Here is a 12,926-nt window from a genome sequence, read left to right on the forward strand (position 1 = left end):
ATAGCTTCCCGTGCTTGCGCCACTACCTTCCTGGGCCGCCCTTTACGCGCGGGCAAGCCCTCTTCACCTACCAGTTCGGCAATGGCACGAAGCCCGGGTTGTCTTACTGTCTCATCAAAGCGCTCAGGCTCACCCTCTGGCTCGACTCGGATCATTCGTTGCCCAGCCTCTGCTCGCGGAAATGGCTCCAGCGAATCCAGAAAGAATCGACATCACTCAGGCTACCCCGAAGTGCCGTATCAATATCGCAGAGCGTGTGCTTCTGCTCAGCTGTCAATGGCGCCTTCTGCAGGCTGACTTCCCGCAAGAATGTCCGCGCACGCCCCAGCGCCTCTTCTGCAGCCACGGAGCTGGGCTCCTTCAGGTTGAAAACCGCAGAAGACAGCCAGGCATTCACATCCCCTTTACGCGAGTACGGATAGAGCGATGCTTGCACTTCGGTACCGACAAGATCGAAATCCCAGATGCAGTCACGCGACTCATCAAAATCAGGTTCGACCGAAGCCAGCACCAGCGGCGAATGAGTCGCCGCCAATAGCTGTACAGGTACCTCACGGCTTCCGGTCAGTGCATTCATCACATTGAGCAACGCTGGGACGATACGGCGTTGCCACTCCGGATGCAGGTGGCACTCTATTTCATCAATCAGAAAGATGATCTCTCTTGCCGGTTGTACCCGGTAACGCTCGTAAGCCAGTTGATGCTCCCGCCAGGTCCATACCAACAGGTAGGCTAATGCCGCGATACGACGCATTCCAGCCGATGCCTGAGTCAACGGCACATCTTGCCCGTATGGCATGCGCAACGAGGGAATGTCACGAACACTCTCCCCTACACGCATCGGCTCCCCTGGCTTCATTTTTTCTACACCAGAAGGTGAGAGAGCATCCAACACTTTGACCAGATCATCGAAAGCGGGCTTGCTACCTTCCTGCCACAGAACCCAATCACTGATCAGCCCGTTGCAGAGTTGGGTTTTGCCGTCGCTGGAAAGCAAGCCATTCCAAACCGCATCAGGCGAAAAGTCGAAGCTACGTGGGCGGTTCGGCGCTGCGGTCTCTCCTGTGTCTCCCTTCCAGTAGTTACGCGCCGGATCCCAGACGGAGAAGCTGCCATCAACGCCTGCATAGATCACTACTCCCGGAATCGCCGGGCGGCTCTGTTTGACCGACCATTGCTGGGACTCATGGTCAAAGTTACTTTTGTAAGCAAATTCGCCGGTGCTACCTTGATAGCAGTACGCGATGCTCGACTGCCTGGCATTCTTACGCGGGGTGGCTATGCCATCTCTGGGCCAAGTGCGCGTTAATGACCACCAAGCGATGTCCAGAACAAAACTTTTTCCCAGGCCATTGTCACCGGTCAGGAAGTTCAAGCGCGGTTTGAAGTCGATGGCGAGCCTCTCTGCAGGACCAACCCCTTCAAACGTCAGGTTTTTAAGCATGGGCGGTGTCTCCAGTCATTCAGGGCCGACCCGTAGGCGCAATGGAATGCTCCCAAAACCGTTGGGTGCTGTCCGGCAACAAGGTACTTGCACCTGTCATCGAGCAATCCTATTCAGGAAAAGTAGTCGAGTCTCCAACGCGCTGACCGCCCAGGTTGGGCAGGGTCGTGCGCTGGATTTATCAGAGGCCGCCAGCCAAGCTCGCACACTACGTACGCTACATGGACGCTTGGTTTCCTGGGCAATAAGTTCAGCCGCTTGGGCTTGGGTGACGCCTGATTGCTCGATAAGCCACAGGAGCTTGTCTTTCGGGTACATGGAAAGCCTCGTAGGCACATGTGCCTATTGTAAAGCATCGCGGCGAACTCGTCGAAAGCCCTAACGCAGGCTGCGGGAGCTGATGTTTGAGCGGTTCTCAGATCAGAATGCAGCGGGTCGACAGGCGTTGCACTCAATACTCACACATCGCACAACAGTTCGATAATCGCACAAAATCCGCTTAGCTCCCTCTACTTGTGCACGATCTTGCGGCACGCTAGTACGCAGTCACCCAACAATTCCTAGGTGCTGATTGGCCCACCGCTTCGCTACGCGAAGACAAGGTCGATAACCCACACTCCAGGAAAAACCAGGAGCTCGCTTTGATCAATAAAACGTTTGAGTCCATCGCCAGCGCGGTGGAAGGCATCACCGACGGTTCGACCATCATGGTCGGTGGTTTTGGCACTGCCGGCATGCCGTCTGAACTGATTGATGCCCTGATCGCCACCGGTACCCGTGACCTCACCATCATCAGCAACAATGCCGGCAACGGTGAGGTCGGGCTTGCCGCACTGCTCAAGGCGGGCAGCGTACGCAAGGTGGTCTGCTCGTTCCCGCGCCAGTCCGACTCCTACGTGTTCGACGAACTGTACCGGGCCGGCAAGATCGAGCTGGAAGTGGTACCGCAAGGCAACCTGGCCGAGCGTATCCGTGCTGCGGGCTCGGGCATCGGTGCGTTCTTCTCGCCGACCGGCTACGGCACCCTGCTGGCCGAAGGCAAGGAAACCCGTGAAATCGACGGCCGCCAGTACGTTCTGGAGATGCCGCTGCACGCCGACTTCGCGCTGATCAAGGCGCACAAGGGCGACCGTTGGGGCAACCTGATCTACCGCAAGGCCGCCCGCAACTTCGGCCCGATCATGGCCATGGCCGCCAAGACCGCCATCGCCCAAGTTGACCAGATCGTCGAACTCGGTGAACTGGACCCGGAACACATCATCACCCCGGGTATCTTCGTCCAGCGCGTGGTCGCCGTCACCGGCGCTGCCGCTTCTTCGATCGCCAACGCTGTCTGAGGCCTGCCATGACCATCACAAAAAAACTCTCCCGTACCGAGATGGCCCAGCGCGTGGCCGCAGACATTCAGGAAGGCGCGTACGTAAACTTGGGCATCGGCGCACCGACCCTGGTGGCCAATTACCTGGGCGACAAGGAAGTATTCCTGCACAGCGAAAACGGCCTGCTGGGCATGGGCCCAAGCCCTGCGCCGGGTGAAGAAGACGATGACCTGATCAACGCCGGCAAGCAGCACGTGACCCTGCTCACCGGCGGTGCCTTCTTCCACCACGCCGACTCCTTCTCGATGATGCGTGGCGGCCATCTGGACATCGCCGTACTGGGCGCCTTCCAGGTGTCGGCCAAGGGCGACCTGGCCAACTGGCACACCGGCGCCGAAGGTTCGATCCCGGCCGTAGGCGGTGCGATGGACCTCGCCACGGGCGCCCGCCAAGTGTTCGTGATGATGGACCACCTGACCAAGTCCGGCGAAAGCAAGCTTGTGCCCGAGTGCACCTACCCGCTGACCGGTATCGGTTGCGTAAGCCGCATCTACACCGACCTGGCCGTGCTGGAGGTGACGTCCGATGGGCTGCAGGTGATAGAGATCTGCGCCGACATCGACTTCGACGAGTTGCAGAAGCTCAGCGGCGTGCCGCTGTTCAAGTAATCCACCCTGCCCGTATGACGCCTGGAATCCCCGGGCGGCTCTACTTGGCCGAGCTGGGCCAAGTGCGCGTTAGTGAGAGGCGTTGATGACATTTCGTGATACCTCGGCGTCACTCAGGTAAGCTCTGCCCCCTGTAAGGCAGCGCATGGCGGGTCTTGATTGAATCAATGTCCGCCATGGGTTGGCCCGCCGATATCACCACCAACCGATAAGGAAATCTCATGCGTAAACTCAAACTCGTGCTCATGGCGTTGCCGTTCTGCGTACTGGCCGGCTGCGGCAACGACGCGCTGGAAGGCACCTACGAACAAACCACCACCGTGATGGGCTTCCAGGGTCCCAAGCAGACGGTAGAGTTCTCGAGCGACTACATCATCGCCAACGGCAACAAGGTCAAGGTCGACGAGTGGGAGCGCAAGGACGATGTGGTCACTGCTCGCAACAAGGACGGTGTAGCCCTGATCAACGTTCGCGTACTGGATGGCGGCAAACGCCTGGAAGCCGTTGGTGGCAGTGACATGGCCAAGAACGTGTTCGTGCGGGTAGATTGATCTGGCGGGGCGGGCGTTGGCTTGCCCCCGACACCGACCTTGGTCTGATCAGGGTCAAGCCGAGTGAGCCAATCTGATGCTCGCAATGGCCGCAGGATGCCGATCGGCTGCACTGAGGCCCGGATTTGTTGGCACGCTCTACTTCTGAGCCGGATGCACCGCCTGCAGGTGGTTGGAGAACCCCGCCTCCGTTTCACAGCGCCAGGTCGCCCACAGCTTGCTACCGACCTCACCGCCCATGTCCAACTCAAACGCCAACCAGTTCCGGGATGGCATCACATAGCGATTGAACCCCGGGAACAGCATCATCTCGACACAGTGCTGCACATCGATGGACTGTACTTTGCTGGCGGTGTGGTTCAGCAACTGCAGAAACAGCCGTTCGGCCACGCCGATCAACGATGGATGCACCACACCCGACGAGGTGAATTGCTGAATCTGCGCCCAGTTCGAGGTCGGCGGGATGTCTCGGCGATAGCAGCTGCCCCACGCCGCGACATGCACATCCCCAGACGCGATGGATACCCGCAGCAACCTCTGCTCGGCAATCCGGGTCAGCGATTCCAGCAGGCGCTTGCGCTCGCCCTCGTGATCGCCGTGCGACCAATGGTCCTTGAGGTCGTCAGCATTGCTGTCGAGCACATGGTCCTGGCCGAAGGTATCGAGTAACCCTTCAGCCAGGGACAGTTTGGGGTGCGCGACTGGCACCGAGGACATGAAGATCAGGTGCTGGCATTTGCTCCCCGGATGAGCAGGCTCACCGTCACGCAGTGTGCCGAGCCAAGCCTGCATGGCAGCCCAGGTCGCGGCCCCCATCACCTGGGTGCGTGAACGCTCGGTGCGCAAATCAGCCACGAACAGTGATACCGGCCCTATGTGAAAGCCGAAACTGAAGCCCGGTTGGCCATCCAGAAGTGGCAAGGCCAAACGGTCCCCTTTCAGCCGTGTGCGCCATGCTATCGGCTCGTACTGAGGGTCCTGCTGGGAAACATTTGCACGCTTCAGCCCTTGCAGCGGCGGCAAGTCATTCAGGGCATGCTGCAACTGAAACACCCAGAACGCCTTGCGCGCGTGGCGCATCATCACCTGGAACAACTCACAGTGCTGCATGGCGGGGCTGTAAGACCCCCAGCCGTCGAAGATGTCGTGGTCGTCCCACATCATCACCGTGGGGATTCTCGCCATCGCATCAGCGGCATCCAGGTTCGGCTTGGCCTGGCCCCAGTCACGCCGAGTATCCGGCAGCCAACGTTTGGCATAGAGCCCGAAATAGTAAGATTCGATCTCCTTGTCCAGCGTCACGCCTACCTTGAATGCCAACTGCTCCTTGCGCGACAGCCCGACCCATTTCTTGAGCGCGGTTATATCTTCCCAGATCGAGTCGAAGTAAATCTGGTCGCCCCCCATCAACAGCAATTGAAAGCGCTTCAAGCCCTTGTCATGGATACGGGCTTCGTGCCAAAGCTGCTCCTTGTCCAGCACGTAACCTGCATCGCGCAGCGCACTGTCATGGTTGCTGATCAGGTCAGCCCAGACGGCATTTTCAGGGCGCACCAACTTGCGCATGCCACTAGGGTCGGAAAAGCCATTGCAAGAGACGTAGGCCATTCTTGGGGCATAGTCTCGGCCGGGCACGGAGAACTGCCATTGCGGCCCGCCCTGCGCTACACCAAATTGCACCGTTCGCTCCTGGGCCTGTTGCTCGCAGCTCAGGTCATAGCGAAGGATGGTTTCCTTGCCATGCTCCAGCAACACCTTCGGCGCAGCGCATGCCCGCCCTTCAATAACCAGCGCGGGGACTGCAGAACCCTTTGCAACCCCGAGCAACGCAGTCACTTGCCACTGCCCGGCTTCGCTGACGCCGCGAAAAGACAACACCGGCCCTACGGTAAAGCGTGCTTTGGACATCCCTGTTATCTCCCCTCAAGCTCGGCAGCAACAACGCTGACAATTCTGGCGCGCGAAACGGCTCTCTTGGCCAACCTCTGCGCTTCACCGGTCTGGTCCAGCCATTCTCTGAAGCGCTGCAGCGCATGGCGCGTTTGCGACGCATCGCGGCAGTTGGCCAGGAAGGCAAACTGTACCTTCTGTACATCATCCGCGACAAACACACCGAAGGGTCCGCTGACCACCGTTGCATCAGCAAAGCCCAGCAACGCCGTGGCCTGAGTCTCTGTAGCCCCACGATGGCAGGCAATCAGGTGCACCGGCCCATGCGCGTCTTGCAATAAATGAGCATGCTCATGGTCCCGAAGAAAGGGCTTACCCACCAACTCACGCGCAGCGGCAACGGTGAACGCAGCCGGGATTGCATGGACAAACACAGCGATATTCACGTCGGCCATTGGAACAATGGCATACGCATCGCCAACCGGGGCTTCGCCACCCGTAAGCGCCTGCAGCAACACCGTTTCCATCGCGCGTTTGCGCTGACGAAAGTCCATCCGTGTCCAATCGAGCGCCTGGCCCATGTCGAAGCGGCTCGAAGCGGCAGCGGTTACCCCCCGCTGAGTCAGAACCACCACCGCTTCGAGCAGCGCTTCCTGAACGCGGTCGCGCAACTGCTCGACGGTAGAGACCATTCCCCCCCTGAACGGGGTCTGTTGCGCGATAAACGCCTGGAAGCGCTGATTACGTGCTGCCTCAGCTTCCCGGCTATCACCGACCGGAATATTCGGCATGGCGATGAAGCGCACCTTCCCGCGCGTGGTGGCAAGCCCTTCCATGTACTCCGCATGGCAGATGCCGATGTCACCGTCACCACTGGCCCAGCCGGCATTGCCATTGGACAGCACCAACAGCACATCGCAATCGCGCACGGCTTGTAAACAAGCGTCCCAACTGTCATGCATGCCATCGGCCGGGGGTGCATCTTCGTTGATCCAGACTTCGAACAGTTGTTTGCCAAACAGCGTCGTGCCTTCTATCTCACGCTTGAGCTGCGCGCGGATACTGCTGAGGGTTTGATCCCTGCCAGCGGGAAAACGGTCGTTGCAGCGACTGGACAACATGACTCTGATTTTCTTTGACTGGGCCATCCTTGCTCCTGCCCCACGTGCGAGGCCTCAACAGTCTTTGATCGATAACAGGTTTTCGCCCCTAGCATAGATCAGGCGAAGACCGTGTCTAAAAGCATGGGCATGATGCTGTTCAGGCCCGTGCCGCACGAGCGACTGAGACAAGGATGTCCTCGGCTTTTTATGGTTCTTCAAGGAATGTGGGGGAAGTGAGGCTGCTATGCCCTTGTCGGGAGATAAGGTAATGGCGGCTAGGTGTCTGTCTTGGGTTTGGAGGTGGGGCGAAGATCGAGCGCCGCCCGCGCGGCGCATCGCGAGCTACGCTCGCTCCTACGTTTGTTTCGGGCCAGTTATTCCTGTGGGATTTGCGCGCGAACGCCTTGGGCACCTGGCTGGATATCGTGTCGTACAAACAAGGCGGTCGCGTGCACGGGTGCAGGCGTTACTGGCCCGAAACAAACGTAGGAGCGAGCGTAGCTCGCGATGCGCCGCGCGGGCGGCGCTCGATCTGACAGGCGCTGAAAATGCCAAGCCAGGCACCTGGTGGCCGCGAATACAATCTCCAGGCATCCCATCTCCCCTTAAAAAAGCCGAGGGCATTCTGGCCTCAGTCGCCCATGCGGCACGGGCCCTGGATATGTAATGTTCATTGGTATATTTCTGAAACACCACACTAGGCTCACCGTGCCTCAACGCCACTCGCTGTACGGCTCCAGCGGCGTCACCGGCAGCGCGAGGTTGCCCCGCCATGGCTCGAACAGGTAGCGCAAGTAAAGCATGCCGTGGCTAGGTGCATAGTCATCGCTGTGCTGCCAATCGAACCCGCCCCCCAGCACCCAGTGGTCGCTCAGGCGGCGCTCGAACAGGCCGCGCAGGCGGTAGCCCAGGCCGCTGCTGTCGCTGGCGTCGTTCATGGCATCGATGTTCGAGCGCACGTCATACTGCGCCAGTACTTTGTGGTTGATGTGCGCGTCCGGGTACAGGCGGCTGCGGCCGCTGTGGGCTTGGGACCAACCGACCGAACCCTCCAGCAGCAACGACCAGTCGTAGTTGCGCCAGGCGTAACTGACCGGCACGCCCACCGACGTGTAGCGTTGCGGGCTGTAGTAGCCGCCCTGCCCCAGGCTGTAGCCGCCCAGGTCCTTGTCGTGACGCCAGTGCATCAGCGTCAGGCCAACGCGTACGCGCTCGTCGGCTTTTTCCACCAGGCGGTGGTAGTAGCCGGCCATGGCGCGGGTGCGCTGGTTGTCGGCGACGTTCTCGCCATACAGCCAGTGGTGCCCCAGGCTGGCCCAGACGCCGTTATCGCCCCCTTGGTCCCAGCTCAGGCCAAGTGTGGCGCCATTGGCCGTGATCCCGCCCCAGCGCACGCCGGTTGCCGGGTCACGTGCCCCGGCGAACGACAGCAGCGAGTTGCTCATCGGCCGCCGCGAAGCGGTCATTGACCAGCCTACCTGGCCCAGGTCGCCGTTGACCGTTGCCCCACCCAGCCAGTTGTTGACTGCGTAGCCCTGGGTGGTGCCCAGGTCGAAGGCCCAGCGGTTGCCCTGCCAACCCAGCGCCAGCACACTGCCGTTGGCTGTCTGCGAGCCGCCCGTACACGCGGGCAGCGATTTTCCGTCATCCGTCTGGCCAACAAACTGGCAGCTGCCGAAGTCGGGGGTGTAGCGCCCCTGATCGTTCTGCTCGAACGAGCCCGCATCCATGCCGATACGTTCTATACGCGCAAAGGCGGTGCCGTCCTGCCAGGGGGTATCGACATGCAACAAGGTCGACTGGGTGCTCAGCTCGGACGTGCCCGGCGTACCGTCATCCTCGCGCCAGCCGTAATCATGCATCAGGGTCACGTGGGTATTGCGCTGGCGATACAGGGCATCGACGTCGCTGCGCAAGCTGCGCGCCAGCCAGTCATCGGCGCCCTGCTCGCGGCTGGCCAGTGTCAGCGCGCGGTCGTCGCGTGGCGACACGGCGGCGCGGTCGAGCAACTGCGCATCGGCCATGGCCGCCGCATAGAGGTCCAGCGCCCGTTGCGGGTCATCCTGCGCCACCAGGCGGGCGGCATCACGCCGCAACAACGGATCGGGGCGCGTCTGCTGCGCTGCAATCCGGTCGAGCAGCCTCGCCGCTTGCTCGTGTTCGCCCAAGGCAACCCAGACCGCCGCCAAACGCCGTTGGGCGTTGCTGTCATCAGCGGCAAATTGTGGCACCTGCACGCCCAGCATGTGCCGGGCCTGCGCCAGGTTGCCTTGGGCCACGGCGCTTTCCATCACCCCAAGCCGCGCATCAGCACGCCCAGGCTGTACGGCAAGCACACGCTGGTAATAGCCATGCGCTTTGCCAGGTTCACCGCGCGCTGCTGCCCAGTCGCCCAACAGCATCACGTCATCCGGGCTACCTTCACCACGCGCCAGACTGGCTTCCAGCAAAGCTGATGCCTCGGCACTACGGCCTTGTGCCTGCAGCTGTTGCGCCGAGGCCAGGGTCATGCGCCGTTGAATACGCTGCTGCAGCGCGTGCATGTCCGGGTTCCAGGTTGCCTGCGGTACCGCGCCCAGGCTGTCCAGAGCCAAGGCATCACGGTCGCTGGACTCCAGAAACAGGCCGTGGGCATAGCGCGTCGCCGGGTCGAGTGGCTGGTGCTGCACCAGCCTGGCGAATGCCGCGTCGGCCTCGGCGGTGCGCCCCTGGTGACGCAAGCTGTTGGCCAGCTGATAGACCAGCCAAGGCTCATCGGGGGCCAAGGCAGCTGCCTGGCCCAGCGCCTGGCTGGCCGCCTGCCAGTCTTCGCGCTGCAGGGCTTCATCAGCCTGTTGACGCAGGCGCGCCAGTTCCAGGCTGCGGCGCAGGCTGGCGAATTGCGCTTGCTGGCGTGGCGGCAGGCTGTTCAGGTATGCCTGCGCCTTGTCTGGCGACTGCGCCTGGTACACACGCATCAGGCCACGCACAGCGCTTTCGTTATCCGGCGCCATGCGCCGCACCTGCAGGAATTGGCGCTCGGCAGCTGCCGCATCGCCCTCTGCCAGCGCGACATCCGCCAGGCCCAGCAAGGCGTATTCATCCTTGGGACGCTGCTGGCGTGCCTGCAGGTAAAGGGCGCGCGCGCCTCGCAGGTCGTTTGCCTGCAATGCCCGCTCAGCTTTGTTGAGCAGCGCCCAGTACTGGCTGGACGACTCCAGGTCTTTCCATTGGCTGATCCAGTAGGTGTCCTGCTCCTTGACGCTGGCCGCCCGGAACGCAGCGTTGGCGTCTTGGTAGCGGCTCTGGCGCATCAGCGCATAACCCAGGGCACCGTACAGGCTGGCATCGTCCGGGTACTGGCGCAGCGCCCGGCGCAGTTGTGCTTCAGCTTCGGCGTTACGGCCCTTGTCGAGCAACGCCTTGCCCCGCTGGCCAGCCTGCCAGGATGGGTCGGCCAGCAGTTTGCGCTGCTGTTGCAGGTTATCGCTGGCCTGGGCCAGCAGCGGCGAGGCCGGGTAGCGTTGCAGGAAAGCTTGCCAGGCCGCCGCACTGGCGGTGCTCACCGCCTGCCCGGACAGGTAGTCGAACTCGCGCTGGGCAGCGGCATCGCGTGCGCCAGGGTCGCGTGACAGTTGATCGAGCAGCGCCAGCGCTTCGCGGTCGCGGTTCTCAGCGAACAGCCAACCGGCCAGGGTCTGGCGCAGCCCGGCGCTGCCAGGGTACTGCCGGTCCAGTTGCTGCAACTGGCGGATGGCTTCAGGGCGTTGGCCTGGCAGGTTGCCGCGCACGCGCCAGTAGTCAAGGGCCAGCTCAAGGCTGGGCGGTTCACCCGCAAACAAGTGCTCATACGCCGCCAGCGCTTCTTCATTGCGCCCGGTAACGGCCAACAGGCGTGCCTGCTGCAAGCGTCGCGCCGCCTCTGGCTGCTGCAGCGCAAGCAGGCGCGTGGCCTGGCGTGCCTGCAGGCTGCCAGGCGCCAGGGCAGTGATCCTGGCCTGCAACTGCTGGGCCTCGGAGGTGTTCTTGTCACGCAACGCCAGGCTCAGGGCTGCCAGCAGCACGTCCGGGTTGCGTGGCTCCAGCAATTGCAGGCGGCCCAGTGCATCGCGCACCAGATCGTCACGGTGCAATGCCTCGCCCCGACGCACCTGGTCCAGCAGCCATTGGCGCTGTTCAGCGGCATCCTTGGGTTGCGCTACGGCCTGGCACGCCAGCGTCGCCAGCATCACCACGCCAATCATTCGCTGCATGGCGCGCTCCAGGCCGGCAACAAGCGGCCGTGCGAGTCAAAACGGTAACGGGCTTCATCCCAGCCCTGGCCAAACAGCGCCAGCACCTGGCCGTAATAGGCCTTGGCCTCGACTGGCTGCTCGTGCAGGCGCTGACGCTGGGCGGCAAGGCTGGCAACGTGCGCTGGCGACGTGGCCAGCAATGGCAACAATGCTGCAGAGAACCCCGCCGGGCCATGGCCGCTGGTGTTACCGCTGTGCGCATCCGCGCGCTCTGGCGGTAGCCCCTGGTGTGCGGTCACTGCCGCCATCGGGGCATAGTGGGCCAGCAGTTCGGCACGTTGCGCCGCGCCCTCGGCCAGCATGCCGACCCACAGGTACACGCGAATGGCGTCGTAGTCGCCGGCGTTGCCATGCTGCGGGTCCGCAGCCAGCTCACCGGCCGGCGTCCACAGCAGCCAGTCCGGGGCGAAGCCCTTTGGCGACGAAGCCAGCCACAGACGCCGCGTGTTGGCGGCCAGTTCGCCCCACAGCGGGTCCACCAGGCTGAAGCGGTCCAATACCTGCAGCGGCAGGTAGCTTGGGTTCAAGCGGGTGCCGTTGGCATCCTCGAAGCCGTAGTCACCAGGCAGCAGCATCACCCCCAGCCTCGGCAGCTTGCGCACGGTCTGGGCGGCGATGCGCCATAGCATGTGCTGCCCCAGTTGCGTATAGGCAGGCATCTCCCAAAGCCGCCCCGCCTCCAGCAGGCTGTAGGCAATCCACAGGTCGGCGTCGCTGGCGTTGTTGGCGTCCAGCACCTGCCACTGGTTCTGGCCCTTGCGGCCCCACAACCAGGCTGGCAGGTGACGCGCCAGGTCGCCCTCGGCGAGGTTGTTGCCGGTCCAGCCCAGCACCTGCGCGAACGCCTCCCGGTCATTGCCCACCAGGGCGAAGAACAGCGCATAACTCTGCCCTTCCGAGGTGGTGATCAGGCGCTCATCGCTCGGGTCGATGACCCGCCCGTCCACGCTCACCAGCTCGGCCTTGAAGCGCTCCCAGGCCGGCCACGGGCAGGCGGGTGCGGCATTGGCGAAAACGGGCAAGCCCAAGGCGACCAGCCCTACCAGCAACGGACGCATCATCACCCGCCCTCGCCCAGGCGACGACGGCCTGCCCAGCGCAATGCCCGCCACAGCAAGAAGGCAAACAGCACCACGCAAAGGGCCGCGATCGCCGCCAGCAACACCGGGTGCTCGGACAAGTGGAACCACAGCAACATCCACCAGGGCAGCGCACCGACAAAGTAGTGCTCGCCGACGAACTGGCTGGTGACGCCACTGCTGCGCACCAGCGTCACCGAACCGGCCACTGCATCGAGTTTGCCCACATCACCCAGCACGTCGCGCAGCAATGCGTAATCGCTGTCGCTGTTGGCCAGCAGGGCGACGACGCTGCGCTGCTCGTGGAAAGGCGATTTCAACCCGGTGATGGCCGCGATCGGCGCTTGCGCGCTGACCGCCACACGGCTGCTTGCGGCCACCGGTGCGGTGTCGAAGCGCTGGCTGCCTGGCAACCCTGCGCTGCGGCCTTGCAGCAGCCAGTCACGCTGGGCGCTGAGCAGCAGGCCGAGGTTAGGCGCATCGCTCAAAGCCTCGGGCAAGCTGCCAATCAGCAACAAGTCGGCGTCGGCGGCCGTTGCCTGCTTCCAGTCATCGACCAGCTTCAGACCAAGCGCCGGGTAACCGATAGATCGGAAGA

At 62.5% G+C, this 12,926-nt stretch carries 9 protein-coding genes; 3 read left to right on the forward strand and 6 right to left on the reverse strand.

Annotated elements, in window-relative coordinates:
* Window positions 1–151: 151 nt before the first annotated feature.
* Window positions 152–1,444: an AAA family ATPase gene (locus NP534_RS21775; protein WP_274100068.1), complete on the reverse strand. Its 1,293-nt coding sequence runs from the start codon at window positions 1,442–1,444 to the stop codon at window positions 152–154.
* A 641-nt stretch (window positions 1,445–2,085) separates the two neighbouring features.
* On the opposite strand from NP534_RS21775, the gene NP534_RS21780 reads away from it, so the two are divergent.
* The 3 genes from NP534_RS21780 to NP534_RS21790 all read left to right on the forward strand — a co-directional run bounded on the left by NP534_RS21780 (window position 2,086) and on the right by NP534_RS21790 (window position 3,982).
* Window positions 2,086–2,781, forward strand: a complete 696-nt coding sequence (locus NP534_RS21780; protein WP_274100069.1) for a 3-oxoacid CoA-transferase subunit A — start codon at window positions 2,086–2,088, stop codon at window positions 2,779–2,781.
* Between the two features lie 8 nt (window positions 2,782–2,789).
* Complete coding sequence (locus tag NP534_RS21785; RefSeq protein ID WP_274100070.1) at window positions 2,790–3,431, forward strand: 3-oxoacid CoA-transferase subunit B; 642 nt, start codon at window positions 2,790–2,792, stop codon at window positions 3,429–3,431.
* Window positions 3,432–3,652: 221 nt separating this feature from the next.
* A complete protein-coding gene (locus NP534_RS21790; protein ID WP_274100071.1) occupies window positions 3,653–3,982 on the forward strand; it encodes a hypothetical protein in 330 nt (109 codons plus the stop codon).
* 138 nt (window positions 3,983–4,120) lie between these two features.
* Here the strand turns inward: NP534_RS21790 and NP534_RS21795 are convergent, their stop codons facing one another.
* From NP534_RS21795 to NP534_RS21815, 5 genes are all read right to left on the reverse strand, one after another.
* Window positions 4,121–5,890 (reverse strand): alkaline phosphatase family protein, encoded by a 1,770-nt coding sequence (locus tag NP534_RS21795; protein ID WP_274100072.1) that lies wholly within the window; start codon window positions 5,888–5,890, stop codon window positions 4,121–4,123.
* 5 nt (window positions 5,891–5,895) lie between these two features.
* Window positions 5,896–7,020, reverse strand: coding sequence for a DUF4062 domain-containing protein (locus tag NP534_RS21800; RefSeq protein ID WP_274100073.1), 1,125 nt, complete (start codon window positions 7,018–7,020; stop codon window positions 5,896–5,898).
* 668 nt (window positions 7,021–7,688) lie between these two features.
* Entirely contained in the window at window positions 7,689–11,207 is a 3,519-nt protein-coding gene (bcsC, locus tag NP534_RS21805; RefSeq protein WP_274100074.1) for a cellulose synthase complex outer membrane protein BcsC, read from the reverse strand.
* Complete coding sequence (gene bcsZ, locus NP534_RS21810) at window positions 11,195–12,310, reverse strand: cellulose synthase complex periplasmic endoglucanase BcsZ (RefSeq protein WP_274100075.1); 1,116 nt, start codon at window positions 12,308–12,310, stop codon at window positions 11,195–11,197. The genes bcsC and bcsZ overlap by 13 nt, the downstream gene beginning before the upstream one ends.
* A partial coding sequence (locus NP534_RS21815) for a cellulose biosynthesis cyclic di-GMP-binding regulatory protein BcsB (protein WP_274100076.1) occupies window positions 12,310–12,926 on the reverse strand: 617 nt, incomplete at its 5' end. The genes NP534_RS21815 and bcsZ, both read right to left, overlap by 1 nt.

Origin of the sequence: Pseudomonas sp. 39004, from assembly GCF_028682155.1 — a bacterium.
GTDB classification, from domain to species: domain Bacteria; phylum Pseudomonadota; class Gammaproteobacteria; order Pseudomonadales; family Pseudomonadaceae; genus Aquipseudomonas; species Aquipseudomonas capeferrum.

Coding starts and splice junctions, on each gene's coding strand:
- NP534_RS21775 (WP_274100068.1), bottom strand. CDS start 1,444: ATGCTTAAAAACCTGACGTTTGAAGGGGTTGGTCCTGCAGAGAGGCTC.
- NP534_RS21785 (WP_274100070.1), top strand. CDS start 2,790: ATGACCATCACAAAAAAACTCTCCCGTACCGAGATGGCCCAGCGCGTG.
- NP534_RS21790 (WP_274100071.1), top strand. CDS start 3,653: ATGCGTAAACTCAAACTCGTGCTCATGGCGTTGCCGTTCTGCGTACTG.
- NP534_RS21795 (WP_274100072.1), bottom strand. CDS start 5,890: ATGTCCAAAGCACGCTTTACCGTAGGGCCGGTGTTGTCTTTTCGCGGC.
- NP534_RS21800 (WP_274100073.1), bottom strand. CDS start 7,020: ATGGCCCAGTCAAAGAAAATCAGAGTCATGTTGTCCAGTCGCTGCAAC.
- bcsC (WP_274100074.1), bottom strand. CDS start 11,207: ATGCAGCGAATGATTGGCGTGGTGATGCTGGCGACGCTGGCGTGCCAG.
- bcsZ (WP_274100075.1), bottom strand. CDS start 12,310: ATGATGCGTCCGTTGCTGGTAGGGCTGGTCGCCTTGGGCTTGCCCGTT.